Raw genomic sequence first — 16167 nt, 5'->3', positions numbered from 1 at the left:
GTATTCTATGCAAGGTGCCTTCTAAGGGCGCCTTTTTTGTGGTAATATATGAAAAAGCCTATTTATTCTAAAAATTGTGTGCTATAAAGGGACAAAGCTTATAAAGAAGAAAGGGAGTGGTAAAATTGATGTTAGTGTTAATTGCCATAGGTCTGGCGGCATTAATAATAGTAGTGCTGCTTAATAGAAGTAATAATGTTCAAAACAGACTAGATACCGTAACTAAAGAGGTGTCAGTCAGTAAACAGGCTTTGCCGGAAATCGATGATCTGCAAAACTTAATCAGTCTAGTGCGTTCGTCAGGAATAAAGGACTCGCTTTTTGACCAATGGCAAAGCTTGCATCAGTTAGAAGATATCTTAAAACAAATAAGAGATTATCTGGACAAGAAGCCAGATTTGCTTCTAAGACAACCTTTTAAAGAATACTATATTAAAACAACGGCTCAGCTTTTGGAAACCTATCAAAGTCTGGATCGAATTACGAAACAATCCTCTGAGCAGATTCAAAATGCGGAAAAAAGCAAAGCGGAAATCATATCAGTTTTGCCTTCTGTCATTGATTATTTTAGCAACTATCTTAATCGCTTGTTTGAAAGTCAGTATTATGATATTGCCAGTGAAACAGAGGTTATTGAGGCGATTTCCAATCCTGAAAATAGAATAAAATCATAAAGGATATGTTGAAATTTTGAACGAGAAAGCTAATGTTAAAGATTTTTGGAGACAGCCTGGTAAACGGTAAAAATTTCACTTAATATTAATGAGCCTTTTATTTGACATCTTCTAAAAAAGGGTTTATACTTAAAACAAGAAAAACATATAGAGTTAATATGAATTAAGGAAAGTGAGTGATAGATATGGCTAATATTAAAAAAAGTCTGACGGAGCTGATTGGGCATACACCTTTATTGGAAACAGTAAATTACGAAAAAAAACATCACTTAGAGGCGTCTCTAATTGCGAAATTGGAATACTTTAATCCTCTATCATCAGTTAAAGATCGGGTTGCTTTTGAAATGATCGAAGCAGGTGAAAAAAGTGGACAAATAAAAGCAGGAACAGTCATTATTGAGCCCACCAGTGGCAATACTGGCGTTGGTTTGGCTTTTGTAGGGGCAGCTAAAGGTTATCGTGTAATTCTGACAATGCCGGAAACCATGAGTATTGAACGGCGAAATTTATTGGCTGCTCTAGGTGCTGAACTGGTGCTGACACCAGGTGCAAAAGGAATGAAAGGGGCGATTGAAAAAGCAGAGGAACTGCTAAGTTCTATGCCTTCTGCATATATGCCTCAGCAGTTTGAAAATCAGGCGAATCCCGAAGCACATAAAAAAACAACAGCCCTTGAAATCTGGGAAGACACTGATGGTGAGGTGGATATTTTTGTTGCCGGAATCGGAACAGGCGGGACCATTACAGGTGTTGGTGAAGTGCTCAAAGAAAAAAATCCTGCTGTTAAAATTGTTGGAGTAGAGCCGGAAGACTCTCAAATATTGTCGGGTGGACAGCCGGGGCCTCACAAGTTACAGGGAATTGGTGCTGGTTTTGTTCCAGGGGTATTGAATCAGGGTGTCTATGATGAAATTATAACCGTCGGTAATGAAGAGGCCATGGAGACTTCTCGGGAACTGGCAGGGCTGGAAGGTCTGCTGGTTGGAATTTCTTCGGGAGCTGCATTTTTTGCTGCAACACAACTGGCTAAACGTCCCGAGAATAAGGGTAAAAAGATTGTTGTGCTTTTGCCTGATACGGGCGAGCGATACTTATCAACGGGGTTATATCAGTTATGAAAATCTCAACTAAAGGAAGATATGCTTTGCGTTTGATGTTGGATTTGGCAATTAATGATACTGGTGAGTATATTTCGATTAAAAAAATTGCCAATCGACAGGAAATTTCGGAAAAATACCTTGAACAAATTATTACCCAGTTATCCCGCGCCGGTTTTGTCGTAAGTGTACGTGGTGCACAAGGTGGTTATAAGCTCGCTAATCCACCGGAAACATATACGGTAGGAATGATCCTAAGGCTTCTAGAAGGCGATTTGGCGCCAGTTGCCTGTGTGGGTGAAGCAGGCGAATGTAATCGTGCAGATCGTTGTGTGACAGTAGATGTTTACCGACAAATTAAAGAAGCCGTGGATCAGGTGGTGGATCAGACCACTCTGGCCGATCTGGTTTTACGTTATCGGGAAAAAGGCGAATGTGAATACTGCATTTAAAATATTTGATTATAAGAAAAGCGCTATTCTTAATCCAAGTAATAAGAATAACGCTTTTCTATTGCCTTAAAATATTAACAATGCTCCAGATGTTTGACCTGAAAAGCTTTCAAGTATTCAATGAATTGGTCTATGGACTGGTAGTTTCGATTGTGTTTAAGTACTTCGTGTGAGACTTCCATACCGAGACTGGCAGGACATAGCTGGTCTTTTTCAGGCAGTCTTGCAATATCATAGCAGAGGCCGCGGATAGCCAGTCGTGAAAGGGCATTGACTCCAGTATAACCCAGTGCATTTTGCATCTGATCGATTAAATAACTTTCGACATCCAGGTTTTTTAGAGTATATGAGTCATCTTTAAATTTGGCAACCAGGGCTTTAAATTCAGTTTGGAAGCTTTCGTACAGCTCTCTAATCGTACCCAAGAGGTAATTCTGGAAGTCCGTTTTTTCTGTAGCGGTTCTGGAAGAGTCACCGAACCAGCAGAGGTAGTTTAGAACCAGACTCCCGGTAAGACGGCCAAAATCCTGGGCGATTGGACCAAATCCGGCAAATTCTCCGTCGATAATGCGAACATCATCATGGTTAATCATGATGTTTGAACTGTGCAGATCAGTATGAATCAGACATTCTTTGTCGTCGATAAATTTTTGGTGCAAACGCTTGAACTCTCTTTGGATGTCTGAATCATTGATAATGTTTCCACGAATTACTTCAAGCCCAGGCAGACTTGGACGATCCCAGGAAACACCAGCCCCTTCTTCGAATAAAAAATGTTCCAGCGCTGTATATTCAGGATTATCAAAAAAACGTTCAACTTCTGACTTTTTATAGTTGGTCAAATGTAGATTAGAAGAATAGAAGAGGTTGTGAGCAAAAAAATGACCGATCTTTTTAGCGAAGTGGGTATATTTTATCATTCGGCACAAATCAAAACGTAGAAGACTTAGATCCATCAAATCTTCCATCACGATGATCCGATTTTCTTCATCGAAAAGATAAATATCCGGACAGATTCCTTTATAGACGGAATTCCAGAAGATTAAGGTTGCGATTTCTGAACGCATCCGTCCTAAATCCAGAGTCCATTCGTTTAATTGACCATGGGGATCTTCACTTTGCTCGTCTTCGATTCGCATACGTGGTAAATTTAACATCTGCTTGAGGATGACCGAATTTCCTTTTTCATCATAAACATGATAAATAAGATTCACAAAACCTTCAATGCTTTCTTTAACAGCGTGAAGATCGACGACAGTTAAGTTGGCGTCAGCGTCAAAGAGTTGCTTAGCCTTTACATAGGATTCAACCCCTTTTACAGTAAGATTTCCATAGTTGTCTACAGTCATAGGACACTTCCTTTATTGTTATTTTCGGTATTTTTGCATATAGTGATGAATGATACCTTCAAGTTCTTCGATCCCCTCTCCGGTGTAGGAGCTGACTTGGTAAATGCGTGATTTTTGAATACCTGCATAAGAAAGATGGTTGCGGCTGCGTTTGATATTTCCGTTTTCCTGATCGATTTTTGTGATCACGCCAATTGTCGGGATGTTATAGGTGAAAACAAAATTCGGCGAATAGGAATTTTGCGGATCAATACAGGAAGAAACTAGAATAACAAGACCGGCATCCATAGTAATATTTACTGCTTGCCGCGAAAAAAAGGGGAGCTCAAGAAATTCCCCTGGGGTATCAATAAAATCATCGTAGTAGGTTATCATCTGGGTTTTTTCGTATTTTAGTTCATCTTTTGACAGTCGTTGTTTAAGGGTGGTCTTTCCACTGCCTATTTTTCCGATTAGGGCCACTCTTTTTCGATTGTTGGCCATATTAAGAATAAGTAATTTTAGGAATATCGAATCCTAAAATCAGATTGAGGGTGTTAAGAATTTCCGAAACTGCCGCTTTAACATCGCTGACGCGTCCGGTTAAAACAAGTGAACCGCTGAAGCGATCCAAAAATCCGATTTCAACAGCCGATGCCTTAGTTGCAGCATCGGCAGCAATAATGGCAGCTTCGCTGGGAGTAATTGTTAAAATACCAATAGCATCGCTGGCTTCATCATCAAGCCCCAGTTTGATGTAGACTTCATCTTTTGGCTTTGCTATGATATGGGCAAGTGTGACCTGTTTCCCTGGTACATATTCCTGTATGGAACGGTTCTTTTTTTCGGTTTCCATATATTTCACCTTTTCATCTTATTAGAATAATTATCGCTATTATAGCATTTATCAGAAATGCTTTACATGACTTAGCGATTTTTTACTTCGATTTGTCAAAATTGTTTCTTAAAAGATTGAATGAATTTCTGTTTATTTTCTTGACAAAATAAGATATAATAAAAAATCTGGTTTTAAAACTTTAGAAATTCTTGTTAAAATGTAAAAAGTCGATAAGAATGGGCTTTGAATCAATTATTTTTAAATTAAGTGGTATAATAATAAAATCAAGTTATGGAGGTAATGGGAATGCTTTGGAAGGAAGTTCAAATCACGACAACACTGGAGGCCGAAGAAGCGGTGGTTAACGCTTTTTACGAGAGTGGGGCACAAGGTGTTGTGATTCAGACACTTCAGGATGTGCTTCTTTTACAAGACGATCCGAAAGTAAATTTTATCGATGAGTCGTTGCTGGAGATTGATCCAAATGCCTCCATTGTGAGGGGCTATTTCAGTGAAGTTGAAGATACTGAGGAAGCATTGCATCAACTCATTACAGCAGTAAAAAATTTGCCTTCCTGCGGACTTAATCCCGGAAATTGCGAAATGGTGATAACCGAGGTTGAAGAAGACGACTGGGCAAATTCCTGGAAGAAATTTTATAAACCGACCAAGGTTGGCAAGAGCATCGTTATTAAGCCGACCTGGGAGGAATATGAGACTGAAGAAGACGAGATTGTTATCAATATCGATCCGGGGATGGCATTCGGAACGGGTACCCACGAAACAACTCAACTTTGCGCCATGCATCTGGAAAATTACATCAAGCCTGGGGATGTGGTTTTAGATATTGGCTGTGGCACGGGAGTTTTATCCTTAATAGCCGGAAAGTTAAAAGCTAAAAAAGTTGTTGCGGTAGATTTTGATACGCTGGCTGTGCAAATTGCCAAAGAAAATGCCCAGCTCAACGATCTGGGTGCGATGATCGAAATTCGTGAGGGTAATTTAACCGACGTGATCGATGAGGTGGCAGATGTGATTGTTGCTAATATTTTAGCTGCTGCCATTGTGGAATTGTCTTCACTGATTCGGCCTTATCTTAAAAAGGATGGGATTTTCATCTCCTCAGGTATTATCATCGACCGTCTTACAGATGTTTTAAATGCGCTGGAATCCGAAAATTTTAAAATCTTATATATTCAGCAGATGGGCGAATGGGTTGGTGTGGTAGCCCAGAAAATTGGGTAATTATGCATCGGTTTTTTGTGGCAAAAGAGCAGATTGAACATGATACAGTAAGTATTGATGGTGAAGATTTTAAACATCTGACAAGAGTTCTGCGAATAAAAATAGATGATGAGATCGAAGTTTGTGATGGTCAGGGTTTTGATTACCGAGTTAGGGTTGATTCAATTACTGAAAAAGAACTGAGCGGAAAAATTCTTGATCGATATATTTCACTGGGAGAAAATAAAGATTTTACAATCACGCTTTTTCAGGGGATCCCCAAAGGAACTAAAATGGAAACCATTGTTCAAAAGACAGTGGAGCTTGGAGTTTCTGCAATTGTTCCATTTGCTTCCAAACGTGCAGTCGCCGAGATTTCCAAAAAAGAAGGAAAAAAACTTGAGCGCTGGCAGCGAATTGCCTATGAGGCAGCTAAACAGTCAAAGCGGGGCATAGTCCCGGAGCTTCGACCAATGCTAACGGTTAAAGGCTTATGTGAATGCCTGACAGATTTTAATCTGATTCTATTGGCTTATGAAGCGGAGCAGGAAAACAGTTTAAAAAAAGTGCTGTCAGGAATTGAAGGAATAACAGAGGATAAAATGAAAATCGCCGTGATTGTTGGACCGGAAGGCGGCTTTGACCCGGAAGAAGTTAATCTTCTGACAGCTGCAGGAGCGATTAGTGTTTCGCTTGGTAAGCGGATTTTACGGACAGAAACAGCTGGGATGCTGGTGATTGGACAAGTGAATTTTTGGAAGGAATAAGAATAATTTTGTGAACAGAAAAAAAGTTGGATTTATGACGCTGGGATGCAAAGTGAACAGCTATGACAGTGAAGCCTTAATGGAAATTTTTGAAAAGGACAATTATGAGATAGTTGATTTTTCTCAAGTTGCTGATGTTTATGTGGTCAATACCTGCACCGTTACACATTTGGGAGATCGAAAATCTCGAAATGCCCTGAGAAAAGCCAGACGTTTAAATAATGATGCAGTGATATGTGCAGTTGGCTGCTATGTTCAGGTAGCGCCCGAAGAGGTCAGCAAGATTGAAGAAGTGGATCTGATGATTGGTACAAAAAATCGTTCTCAGATCATCGAATATATTAAAGCTTATCAACTGAATAGAAGTCAACGGGACTTTGTTACTGATATTATGAGCGAGAAAGTGTTTGAACCCCTTAAAATATCCGAAACCAAAGGTAAAACTCGGGCTTTTATAAAAATTCAGGAAGGGTGTAACCGCTTTTGCACCTATTGCATTATTCCCTATGCCAGAGGGCCCGTTCGCAGCAGAGAACTTTCTGCTGTAATTGATGAGGTGAAACGGGTTGTCTTGTCGGGACATCAGGAAGTGGTGTTGACGGGAATTCATATAGCTTCTTACGGGATTGAGAAAAAGGATGTGGATCTGCTAGACCTGTTAGAAGCGGTTGATCAAATTGAGGGGCTTGAAAGAATTCGTTTGGGATCTCTGGAACCGGCATTTTTAACCGAAGATCGAATCAAACGTTTAAGAGAACTTAAACACTTTTGTCCTCATTTTCACCTTTCATTGCAAAGTGGATCGGATGGAGTACTTAAAAGGATGAAGCGGCGTTACGATACAAAAGCTTTTCAAGAAACTGTAGAATTGATTAGAAGTACTTTTCCAGATGCTGCTTTAACGACAGATGTAATGGTGGGCTTTCCAGGGGAAACCAAACAGGAATTTGACGAAACCCTCTTATTTGTGAAAAAAATTGGCTTTTATCAGATGCATATTTTCAAGTATTCCAAACGCCAGGGAACACCAGCTGCCGATTATCCCGGTCAGGTTAATGAGAATGTGAAAAATGAGCGAGCCATGGCATTAAGCGAATGCGGAACTGCTATGGAACAGGCTTTTTTAAAGAAAAATGATCGAAGAAAACTGAATGTACTTGTGGAACAAAGTCAAAATCAAGACGAATATGAAGGTCATACTGATAATTATATTCCCGTTAAGATTCAATCAAATCAAAAAATTAATGGTAAAATCATTGAAGTTACGGTATTATATGATGAGCATTTGAATTATTTGACCGGTACCATTTTTTAAGGAGGACTTTTATGTCGCAGGATTGTATATTTTGTAAAATAGTAAAAGATGAACTGCCGTCGGAAAAGGTGTACGAAGATGATCTGGTGTTGGCCTTTAATGATATTGCGCCGCAAGCACCTGTTCATGTTGTGATAATACCAAAAACGCATTACGAATCGATTCTGTCAGTTTCAGCTGGAGATGAGATTATTGGACATATTCACAGTGTAGCGAACCGGATTGCATTAAAATTAGGGATTGCCGAGACTGGTTTTAGACTGGTAAATAATTGTGGCCAGGATGGTAACCAGACGGTCCCGCATTTGCATTATCATTTATTGGGAGGTCGACCCATGTTATGGCCGCCAGGCTGATTTATTGTTTGACAGTGCTGCAAAAATTCGATATAATATAGTTTGACTCATACTAAGAATGCATTGTTCCGGAAATTATCATCGGATTAGAGGGGGGGGTTGAAAATGTCTGAGGTTAGAATTAAAGAAAATGAAACATTAGAAAGCGCGTTAAGACGCTTTAAGCGTAAAACAGCCATGGCAGGAGTTATGTCTGAAATTCGAAAAAGAGAGCATTACGAAAAACCAAGCGTAAAGCGTAAAAGAAAATCAGAAGCTGCTAGAAAAAGAAAGATGAAAAAAAGATAGGATGTGACTAATTGGCATTAAAGGATCAATTACAGGCTGACTTAAAAACGGCAATGAAGGAAAAAGATAAGGTTCGCAAGTCGACCGTGACAATGATTCGAGCTGCAATTTTGCAGGTGGAAAAGGATCAGAAAACGGAATTGACTGAAGAACAGGTCATTGAAATCATTGCAAAACAGTTAAAACAGCGCCGGGATGGGCTGGCAGAGTTTGAGAAAGCTCAAAGAGATGATTTAATCCAACAGGCTCAGGCTGAAATTGCCATTATTGAGAGCTACCTTCCTACACAGTTAACCCTTGATGAAATCAAGGTGATTGTCGATGAGACGATTCAGGAAACTGGAGCAAGAGATATAAAAGATATGGGTAAAGTGATGGGGGCCCTGATGCCGAAGGTCAAAGGCCGGGCAGATGGAAAACTTGTCAATCAGGCAGTTAAAGAAAAACTGGCATAAATTTTAACCCGCACCAATTAAGATTATTAATTGGTGCGGGTTTTTTCTGTGTAAGCTCAGGCATAGATCCGGTTTTTATTACTTATGGATAGGAGCATAGCCGGATTTAAAAAAGGTTTAGGATCAATGATTGGCGCTGTTGCTAGGATTATTTAAGACTCAAATGTTATAATGCAGCAATTATTTTTGGCAGGAGGCATGTATTGATAAATAAAATCAATCCTGAAACTGGTCTTACTGGAAAACAGGTTGAAGAAAGAATCCGGGAAGGAAAAGTTAATCAACAACCCGAATCGAAAACCAGAACCGTTGGTCGGATTATACGTGAAAATACGCTAAGCTTATTTAATCTTTTAAATCTGATCCTGGCTCTAATGGTTTTTTCTGTCGGCTCATATAAAAATCTGCTGTTTATCAATATTGTTGTGATTAATACGATTATCGGCATTGTTCAGGAAGTCAAAGCCAAGCAAACGGTAGATCGACTGACATTGATGACTCAGCCGCTTGCGTCTGTTTTGCGCGATGGAAAAATAATCGAGTTAGGTTTTGAAGATATTGTTCTTGATGAAATAATTCTATTAAAAGCAGGAAACCAGATCCCCACTGATTCTATTGTTTTAGAGGGAGAACTGGAAGTTAATGAGGCGTTACTTACAGGTGAATCGGATACCATTTCCAAGCTTAAGGGTGAATCGCTGTTATCAGGCAGTTTTGTTGTTTCAGGGCAGGCTTATGTTTGTGCAACAGCTGTAGGATCCCAGAATTATGCTTCTCAGCTGATTGATCAGGTTAAGGCTGTAAAAGTATCTGATTCTGAAATCATGAGATTGCTGAGGCTGATTGTTCGGGTAGTTGGGGCTTTAATTGTACCGATTGGACTGCTTCTTTTTTACAAGCAAATTTTTGTACAGGATCTTCCCCTGGAAACGGCGGTAGTTTCTGTTGTTGCGGCCATAATTGGAATGATTCCCCAGGGTTTGGTACTGCTAACCAGTGTGGCGCTGGCAGTGGGGGTGATTCGATTGGGACGTCATCAAATACTGGTATCAGAACTTTATGCGATTGAGACTCTGGCCCGGGTGGATGTCTTGTGTTTGGATAAAACCGGTACTATCACGGAAGGAAATATGGAGGTTTTATCGGTTGAGACCCTTTTGGCTGAAAAAAATCCAGTTAAAGCCTTACGCGCCCTTGTTGCTAATGTCAAAGATGAAAACCCGACAGCAAAAGCTTTGCGGGAATCTTTTCAGGGTGAAGTCCAAAATTGGGACTGTGACGAGGTAATTCACTTTTCCTCAGAGCGTAAATATAGTGGTGCGCATTTTAAGGGGATTGGAAGTTATGTGATCGGTGCACCCGAATTTGTGCTGAAAAACCGATATGACGAGATTCGTGATAAAGTGGAAGGCTATGCCCGTGAAGGTCAGCGTGTTTTATGTCTTTGTCATTCGGACGAACCATTCGGCGAAAAGGCTGAATTGCCAGAAAATCTGAATATTGTTGCCCTGATTTTATTAGGGGATAAAATTAGAAAAGAAGCCAAAAGAACGCTGGAATATTTTGCTAATCAGGGTGTATCAATTAAGGTGATTTCCGGAGACAATCCCCTGACTGTTGCTCAAGTTGCCAGAAGGGCAGGTCTTTTGCGTTGGAATTCATATATTGATTGTAAAATCTTAGAAACCGACGATGCGGTTGTCCAGGCAGCACTTAAGTACAGCGTTTTTGGTCGGGTAAGTCCAAATCAGAAACAACTAATTATAAAAACTCTTAAAGAAAAGGGACATACTGTTGCAATGACCGGTGATGGGGTCAATGATATACTGGCACTTCGAGAAGCTGATTGCAGTATTGCAATGGCTAAAGGAAGCGACGCTGTGCGTCAGGTTTCCCAGGTTGTGCTTTTAGATTCTGATTTTTCCGGTTTTACCCGTGTCCTGATGGAAGGACGCCGGGTAATAAATAATATCAGTCGCGCGGCGTCCTTGTTCTTAGTCAAAACCTTATTCTCGTTAATGTTGGCTATTATTCTTTTGGTAGCCAATCAGGCTTATCCCTTCGTTCCAATTCAGTTGACCCTGGTTGGTGCTTTAACAACGGGAATTCCTTCGGTATATTTGGCCCTTGAGCCTAATCGTAATCGGGTTAGTGGTAATTTTCTGGAAACAGTCATTCGAAAAGCTTTACCAGGTGCACTGGCGATTGTTATTAATGTACTAGTGATTATGTTTGTTGGAGACTATTTGGGTTTATCCTATCAGGAAAAATCAACTTTATCGGTGATTGCTGCGGGAATTACCGGTTTGGCTATTCTATTTAGAGTTAGTCGGCCTCTTACTAACAAAAGATTACTAATGTTTCTGGCTATGACTTTTTTATTCTTAGTGGCAGTCTTTGTTTTCGATCCCTTTTTTTACCTGGTTTCGCCGGGAGCGTTTACGCTGCCGATGGCGCTAATAACAGCGATAAACATGATTTTAATTTATCCGGTTATGCATACATCAATCTGGCTGATCGACCGAACGGAGGCGATTTTCTTAAAGAGGCAGAAACAAAAGAAAAAAGATATTCGTGAATAAAAAAAATATAAAAAAATGAAAAAAAAGTATTGCAATGGGTAATGTTATTGTGCTAAAATAAGCAAGTCGTCAAGTGATTCGGATGATTTTCTGAAAAGAAAATAAAAAAGTGCTTGACACTAACAAAGCAATTTGTTATAATAACAACGTTGTATCGAGGTGTAGCGCAGTTTGGTAGCGCACATGGTTTGGGACCATGGGGCCGGAGGTTCGAATCCTCTCACCTCGACCATTTTTTTATGAACATTTGTGGGGGCCTTTAGCTCAGTTGGTTAGAGCAACCGGCTCATAACCGGTAGGTCCGGGGTTCGAGCCCCTGAAGGCCCACCATTTTATGCCCAGATAGCTCAGTCGGTAGAGCAGAGGACTGAAAATCCTCGTGTCGGTGGTTCGATTCCGCCTCTGGGCACCACCAAAGCTGTATTTAATCATATAATATAACCGTGAACAAAGTTAAATGACTTTTTTCACGGTTTTCTTTTTGTCTGAATTTAGGTACAATAATATAAACGAGGTGAATTAATATGACTAGTGGCAATATTGTGCAAATAACAAGAAGTATCAGTAAAGGGGTAACCGAAGATCTTTACAAACCAGTTAGGTTGATTAAAGATTTTGGCATACAAAATGATTTTCATGGAAAAAAAGGCAGCAGACAATTAAGTCTGATGACAAAAAGTGTAGCCGGTTCTTTAGGAGAAGTAAGAGAACAGGGGTTATGTACAAAACGTTTTATTGCCAACATTCTGATTTCAGATGTTGATAAAAGAGATTTGCAGGTGGGAGCAATAATTTGTTTTGAACAGGCCGAGATCGAAATAACGGAGAGCGGAAAACAGTGTTTTGGGTGTGCGTTATCTGAAACGGGACAGTATTGTCCACTTGTTGATGATGTAATTTTTGCAGAAGTTAAGAAAGAAGGTTTAATTAAGCAAGGCGATTATTTTGAGATAAAGATTTAAAATCTCATGATTTGTCACAAAACCTTCACATGGAAGTTGTACAATTGTTACAAATGCTTTACGAAAGGATAACAAATGAAAAAAATCAGCCCCCAAAAAAGAAGAATCATCAGACAAAAACGTCGTAAAAAACGAATAACCATCGGGATGAGTCTGCTTATTATGGTGGTGCTGGGAGTTGTTTGTGTCAATGCCTTCGCTGATCAGGAAGTGGTAGTTGAGGAGACGGTAGCTAAAGAGCAGCGTAATACTACGCCTTCTGAGATACAAGAAACAAAATCTTCTGAAATAATAGTTCGTGATGGTGATGTCGAAGTTGATGATGAAATTCTAATGCCAATTGAAAATTTTTTCAGAGTAAATTTTGACGATTTGTCTAGTCTAACTTCCACTGATATTACAACACTTTTCTATGAGCCCGAGGCTGAAAATGCGAAGTTGAATCAGGCGGCTCTTCAGTATATGATTGAGCTTCGCAGTGGTCAAAGCAATGACCTGACAATGTCTTCTTATTTATGTGGTTTGACCTTTACTGATGTATCAGAAAGCTATGGCGAAATTGAAGTATCGGTTCTAGAGGATCATACCGTCAATTTTTCTTTTCTGGCGAATACTGACTCCTCAAGCAGCGGAATCGAACATTATTTTACACTGGTAGAAACGGCAGCAGGTTATATGATCAGTGAACATTACAAAGAAGAAGACAGTTTTTTGATGATCGAGGCGGCAGTGGATGAAGGCCTTGAGCCTTATCAAGCTGAGCAGGAGCTTTTAAACAGCGCTTTTGATGCTGTTGCAGATAACGAAGCTCAGAAACTTGGTTTTAATAATGGAATGAGTCAGGAAAGGATTACCGAGGCTGAAAATGACTATGATCGCGAGGCAGCTGTAAAATACGCCTTGAAATGGGTTGACCCCATTGAGGTCGTGCGAAACGATAGCATTTATGGTGTTTATGACACATATGGCGGAAATTGTAATAATTATATTTCGCAGTGTTTGTTTGCCGGTGGGATCCCGATGGATACAGATGGGGACCTGTATGAGCAGTGGAAATGGTATGGAGAAAATGTTGATGCTTACCAGGAAGATTACGGTAGAAGTCCCAGTTTTACGGGAGTCAATGAATTTTATTCCTATGCTTCATATAATTCAGGTTATGGTCTGGTGGCAGTTGTAGATGATAATCTGTTTTCCGGGCAGGAAGGCGATATCCTGCAATACGGATACGAAGATAACTGGATGCACTCTGTGATTGTGACTAATGTTGTTGAAGACGATAGCGGCGATATCGTTGACTACCTGATTAATTCCAATACCACTGATCGAATTAATTATCCAGCCTCTGCTTATGGCTATCCACAGATGCGGATTATAAAAATTGTTGGTTGGAATGATGAAGAATTGTAAATGATTTAGATAAAAGTGTTGAAATGACGTACAAATAATGCTAAAATGTAAACAAGAAGTAACAATTATTTGACGGGGTGACTATGGAAATTTCAGCAGAACGCGAGATAAGAAGAAAAGAACGAAAATTAAAGAAACGAAGACAGACAATTATTACCTTAACGATTATTGTCATTTTGATATCTGTGGGTGTTGTTAGCGCCCAGACGCAAGGATACGAGATTTTTTATCAGGGTGAGAGCCTTGGATATATCCAATCAGCAGGGATTTATGAGGATGCAATCGGTCAGATTGAAGCCCGGTATCAGGATTATTACGGGAACGATGATATTTTTATTGACCAGGAAGTTGAGTTGAAATCTTGCCGAGTTGAAGATAGCCTTAACGTTGAAACCTGCATGACGGTATTACTTGAAGCAGGACTTAAAATTAATACCAATGGCGTCCTGGTGCTGTGTGATGACCAGGTTGTGGGGATGATGGCATCGCTGGATGAAGCCGAACGATTATCAGATGCTTATTCGCGAATTTATCCGAATGGTGATCCCCTTGTGCTGATTCGTCAGACGGCAACCTTAGCTGAAACGTCTGATTTCCAGACTGTCCTGAATCAGATTAAAGCAATAAAATAAACACCGCAAGGTGTTTTTTTAATGGAGGGGAATATGGAGAAATGCATGGAAGCAGCAGTCAGGTTTTTGTCCTACCGAAGTCGTACTGAGAATGAAGTGCTTGAACATTTAAGAAAAAAAGGCTTCTCTGAGGAAGTGATTGTCAAAGTTATGGAGCGACTCCGGGAATACCACTATGTGGATGACCAACAGTATTTGAATAGCTATTTGTCTAATAATGAAGCAGTAAAAAAATATGGACGAAAGAGAATTTATTATGATTTGGAAAAAAGAGGTTTAGCTGATCATTTACTGCAAAAATTAGATGACTATTTTTCGCTGGAAAAAGAAAAAAAGCTATGTGTAACACTTGCGGTCAAGTATGAATCTACGGTTAAAGGAAAGTCTGTTCGCGAACGTCAGAAAAAGCTCTATGAAAAACTGATGCGTTTAGGTTATAATCATCAGATGGTTTTGGAGGCTGTTAATAATCTTGAATGGCTGGAGGATCAGCAGGATAAAGAAGAACGCTTTAAGCGCCTTGAAAAAGATTTTCAGAAGGCAGCTGAGAAATTAAAGAAAAAAGGTTACGAGGGATATGAGCTGAAGCAGCGCCTTATTAATAATCTGGCCCTGCGGGGGTATGACTATGAAAGTATTCAAAGACTGTTGGATAATGAACGGTAAAAGAATTTATCGGGACAATAATAGATTGTAAATGAAAAGCCGGTGTAAATATGGAATTGGATTTTCTTACAAAGTTTTTCAAAGATGTTTAATGAGTTGAAATGCCTGGCAGAATATAATAATTCGGCCAGGCATTTCTAGTATTTTATGCTTTAAAAGATTTATTCAGAAAGATTCAAACGTTTGATGAGATAGGGGATTGCTTTTTCAAAACAGACACCGTAACGACGTTCCTGATCGTATAAAAGCGTTTTAATGATCGTTTCACGAGTATAATCAACGGCTATCTGTGTCGCGTCAGTGAGCTCAAAACCGTTTAAAAGGGCGGCCAGCAGAGTGCTGCCAAAAACATCACCAGTACCGTGGAAGTGATCAGAAATACGTTCATTGTGAACATATGAATAGAGGCCTGTTTCAGAATCATAAGTTGCTGCTCCCAGTTTAGTTTCATCGTAAGAGATGCCGGTTAAGACGATTTTTTTAGCCCCAAGATCAGCCAAACGCCTCAGTAGGTCTATCACATAGTCTTCATCGTAGTCTTCCCCTCGATATGGCTGATCCAGCATAAAGGCTGCTTCTGTCAGATTGGGGACGATGATATCTGCTTTAGCACAGAGTCGAGCCATCCCTTTGGCCATTTCTGGAGAATAAACAGAATAAAACTCGCCATTATCAGCCATGACCGGATCGACCATAATAAGCGTACTATTTTCTCTAAATGTATCAAAAAAGTTTGAGACCAGGTCAATCTGTTCATATGAGCCCAGAAAACCGCTGTATAAGGCATCGAATTTCAGATCAAGTGACTTCCAGTGGTTGGCGATAGGGGTTAAGTCCTGGGTTAGATCGCGGTAGGTGAAATTCTCAAAACCCCCAGTATGAGTAGACAAAACAGCGGTCGGCAAAACACCGGTATCGATTCCGGCAGCCGAAAGTATGGGTAGGGCGACCGTTAGTGAACATCGGCCAACGCAGGATATATCGTGAATAGCGGCAATGCGTTTTTGTTTCATAAGTCCTCCTGAAAATGTAAAAGCGCAAATACTTTGCGTTTTAGATTGATTTAATTATTATAAGTTATTATTGAACCTATTAAAAGAATCAGATTTAATAAAATTAAC

The 16167-nt window shown here is 39.9% G+C and carries 18 protein-coding genes and 3 tRNA genes; 17 read left to right on the top strand and 4 right to left on the bottom strand.

Annotated features, from left to right (window positions below):
- The first annotated feature begins 125 nt into the window (after positions 1–125).
- The 3 genes from Q5O24_10885 to Q5O24_10875 all read left to right on the top strand — a co-directional run bounded on the left by Q5O24_10885 (position 126) and on the right by Q5O24_10875 (position 2223).
- Positions 126–674, top strand: a complete 549-nt coding sequence (locus tag Q5O24_10885; protein WKY46857.1) for a hypothetical protein — start codon at positions 126–128, stop codon at positions 672–674.
- Between the two features lie 185 nt (positions 675–859).
- A complete protein-coding gene (cysK, locus tag Q5O24_10880; protein WKY46856.1) occupies positions 860–1792 on the top strand; it encodes a cysteine synthase A in 933 nt (310 codons plus the stop codon).
- A complete protein-coding gene (locus Q5O24_10875) occupies positions 1789–2223 on the top strand; it encodes an Rrf2 family transcriptional regulator (protein WKY46855.1) in 435 nt (144 codons plus the stop codon). The genes cysK and Q5O24_10875 overlap by 4 nt, the downstream gene beginning before the upstream one ends.
- Positions 2224–2297: 74 nt before the next feature.
- On the opposite strand, the gene Q5O24_10870 is transcribed toward Q5O24_10875, so the two are convergent.
- Genes Q5O24_10870 through Q5O24_10860 form a run of 3 tightly spaced genes read right to left on the bottom strand, consistent with a single transcriptional unit; the run spans position 2298 to position 4407 of the window.
- Complete coding sequence (locus Q5O24_10870; protein ID WKY46854.1) at positions 2298–3572, bottom strand: phosphotransferase; 1275 nt, start codon at positions 3570–3572, stop codon at positions 2298–2300.
- Positions 3573–3590: 18 nt separating this feature from the next.
- Complete coding sequence (locus Q5O24_10865) at positions 3591–4055, bottom strand: EutP/PduV family microcompartment system protein (protein ID WKY46853.1); 465 nt, start codon at positions 4053–4055, stop codon at positions 3591–3593.
- A gap of 1 nt (position 4056) precedes the next feature.
- Positions 4057–4407, bottom strand: a complete 351-nt coding sequence (locus Q5O24_10860; GenBank protein WKY46852.1) for a BMC domain-containing protein — start codon at positions 4405–4407, stop codon at positions 4057–4059.
- Positions 4408–4695: 288 nt separating this feature from the next.
- Between Q5O24_10860 and prmA the strand changes: the two genes are divergently transcribed.
- From prmA to Q5O24_10790, 14 genes are all read left to right on the top strand, one after another.
- The gene (gene prmA, locus Q5O24_10855; protein WKY46851.1) at positions 4696–5634 is read left to right on the top strand and encodes a 50S ribosomal protein L11 methyltransferase; all 939 of its coding nucleotides are present in this window, start codon (positions 4696–4698) and stop codon (positions 5632–5634) included.
- A 2-nt stretch (positions 5635–5636) separates the two neighbouring features.
- A complete protein-coding gene (locus Q5O24_10850; GenBank protein WKY46850.1) occupies positions 5637–6380 on the top strand; it encodes a 16S rRNA (uracil(1498)-N(3))-methyltransferase in 744 nt (247 codons plus the stop codon).
- A gap of 34 nt (positions 6381–6414) precedes the next feature.
- A complete protein-coding gene (gene mtaB / locus Q5O24_10845; GenBank protein WKY49249.1) occupies positions 6415–7695 on the top strand; it encodes a tRNA (N(6)-L-threonylcarbamoyladenosine(37)-C(2))-methylthiotransferase MtaB in 1281 nt (426 codons plus the stop codon).
- Positions 7696–7706: 11 nt separating this feature from the next.
- Positions 7707–8051: a histidine triad nucleotide-binding protein gene (locus Q5O24_10840; GenBank protein WKY46849.1), complete on the top strand. Its 345-nt coding sequence runs from the start codon at positions 7707–7709 to the stop codon at positions 8049–8051.
- A gap of 105 nt (positions 8052–8156) precedes the next feature.
- Complete coding sequence (gene rpsU, locus Q5O24_10835; protein ID WKY46848.1) at positions 8157–8339, top strand: 30S ribosomal protein S21; 183 nt, start codon at positions 8157–8159, stop codon at positions 8337–8339.
- Between the two features lie 11 nt (positions 8340–8350).
- On the top strand, positions 8351–8794 hold the full coding sequence (locus tag Q5O24_10830; protein ID WKY46847.1) for a GatB/YqeY domain-containing protein: 444 nt from the start codon (positions 8351–8353) through the stop codon (positions 8792–8794).
- A 203-nt stretch (positions 8795–8997) separates the two neighbouring features.
- The gene (locus Q5O24_10825) at positions 8998–11376 is read left to right on the top strand and encodes an HAD-IC family P-type ATPase (protein ID WKY46846.1); all 2379 of its coding nucleotides are present in this window, start codon (positions 8998–9000) and stop codon (positions 11374–11376) included.
- 155 nt (positions 11377–11531) lie between these two features.
- Positions 11532–11608, top strand: a tRNA-Pro gene (locus tag Q5O24_10820).
- A 21-nt stretch (positions 11609–11629) separates the two neighbouring features.
- A tRNA-Ile gene (locus tag Q5O24_10815) sits at positions 11630–11706 on the top strand.
- 6 nt (positions 11707–11712) lie between these two features.
- Positions 11713–11788: transfer RNA gene (locus Q5O24_10810), tRNA-Phe, on the top strand.
- Positions 11789–11900: 112 nt separating this feature from the next.
- The gene (locus Q5O24_10805) at positions 11901–12338 is read left to right on the top strand and encodes a hypothetical protein (protein ID WKY46845.1); all 438 of its coding nucleotides are present in this window, start codon (positions 11901–11903) and stop codon (positions 12336–12338) included.
- Positions 12339–12413: 75 nt separating this feature from the next.
- Positions 12414–13748 carry an amidase domain-containing protein gene (locus Q5O24_10800; GenBank protein ID WKY46844.1) on the top strand — a complete coding sequence of 445 codons (1335 nt, stop codon included), beginning with the start codon at positions 12414–12416 and terminating at the stop codon, positions 13746–13748.
- Between the two features lie 83 nt (positions 13749–13831).
- On the top strand, positions 13832–14380 hold the full coding sequence (locus Q5O24_10795; GenBank protein ID WKY46843.1) for a hypothetical protein: 549 nt from the start codon (positions 13832–13834) through the stop codon (positions 14378–14380).
- 33 nt (positions 14381–14413) lie between these two features.
- Positions 14414–15046 (top strand): RecX family transcriptional regulator, encoded by a 633-nt coding sequence (locus tag Q5O24_10790; GenBank protein WKY46842.1) that lies wholly within the window; start codon positions 14414–14416, stop codon positions 15044–15046.
- Between the two features lie 161 nt (positions 15047–15207).
- On the opposite strand, the gene Q5O24_10785 is transcribed toward Q5O24_10790, so the two are convergent.
- Complete coding sequence (locus Q5O24_10785) at positions 15208–16059, bottom strand: pyridoxamine kinase (GenBank protein ID WKY46841.1); 852 nt, start codon at positions 16057–16059, stop codon at positions 15208–15210.
- Between the last annotated feature and the right edge of the window lie 108 nt (positions 16060–16167).

It is taken from the genome of Eubacteriaceae bacterium ES3 (genome assembly GCA_030586155.1).
Lineage (GTDB): Bacteria > Bacillota > Clostridia > Eubacteriales > Eubacteriaceae > Acetobacterium.
This window is presented reverse-complemented; position numbering and strand designations above follow the sequence as displayed.

Bases quoted from the DNA above. Each gene is read 5' to 3' on its own strand.
- cysK (WKY46856.1), top strand. From the start codon at position 860: ATGGCTAATATTAAAAAAAGTCTGACGGAGCTGATTGGGCATACACCT.
- Q5O24_10875 (WKY46855.1), top strand. From the start codon at position 1,789: ATGAAAATCTCAACTAAAGGAAGATATGCTTTGCGTTTGATGTTGGAT.
- Q5O24_10870 (WKY46854.1), bottom strand. From the start codon at position 3,572: ATGACTGTAGACAACTATGGAAATCTTACTGTAAAAGGGGTTGAATCC.
- Q5O24_10865 (WKY46853.1), bottom strand. From the start codon at position 4,055: ATGGCCAACAATCGAAAAAGAGTGGCCCTAATCGGAAAAATAGGCAGT.
- Q5O24_10860 (WKY46852.1), bottom strand. From the start codon at position 4,407: ATGGAAACCGAAAAAAAGAACCGTTCCATACAGGAATATGTACCAGGG.
- prmA (WKY46851.1), top strand. From the start codon at position 4,696: ATGCTTTGGAAGGAAGTTCAAATCACGACAACACTGGAGGCCGAAGAA.
- Q5O24_10850 (WKY46850.1), top strand. From the start codon at position 5,637: ATGCATCGGTTTTTTGTGGCAAAAGAGCAGATTGAACATGATACAGTA.
- mtaB (WKY49249.1), top strand. From the start codon at position 6,415: ATGACGCTGGGATGCAAAGTGAACAGCTATGACAGTGAAGCCTTAATG.
- Q5O24_10840 (WKY46849.1), top strand. From the start codon at position 7,707: ATGTCGCAGGATTGTATATTTTGTAAAATAGTAAAAGATGAACTGCCG.
- rpsU (WKY46848.1), top strand. From the start codon at position 8,157: ATGTCTGAGGTTAGAATTAAAGAAAATGAAACATTAGAAAGCGCGTTA.
- Q5O24_10805 (WKY46845.1), top strand. From the start codon at position 11,901: ATGACTAGTGGCAATATTGTGCAAATAACAAGAAGTATCAGTAAAGGG.
- Q5O24_10800 (WKY46844.1), top strand. From the start codon at position 12,414: ATGAAAAAAATCAGCCCCCAAAAAAGAAGAATCATCAGACAAAAACGT.
- Q5O24_10795 (WKY46843.1), top strand. From the start codon at position 13,832: ATGGAAATTTCAGCAGAACGCGAGATAAGAAGAAAAGAACGAAAATTA.
- Q5O24_10790 (WKY46842.1), top strand. From the start codon at position 14,414: ATGGAGAAATGCATGGAAGCAGCAGTCAGGTTTTTGTCCTACCGAAGT.
- Q5O24_10785 (WKY46841.1), bottom strand. From the start codon at position 16,059: ATGAAACAAAAACGCATTGCCGCTATTCACGATATATCCTGCGTTGGC.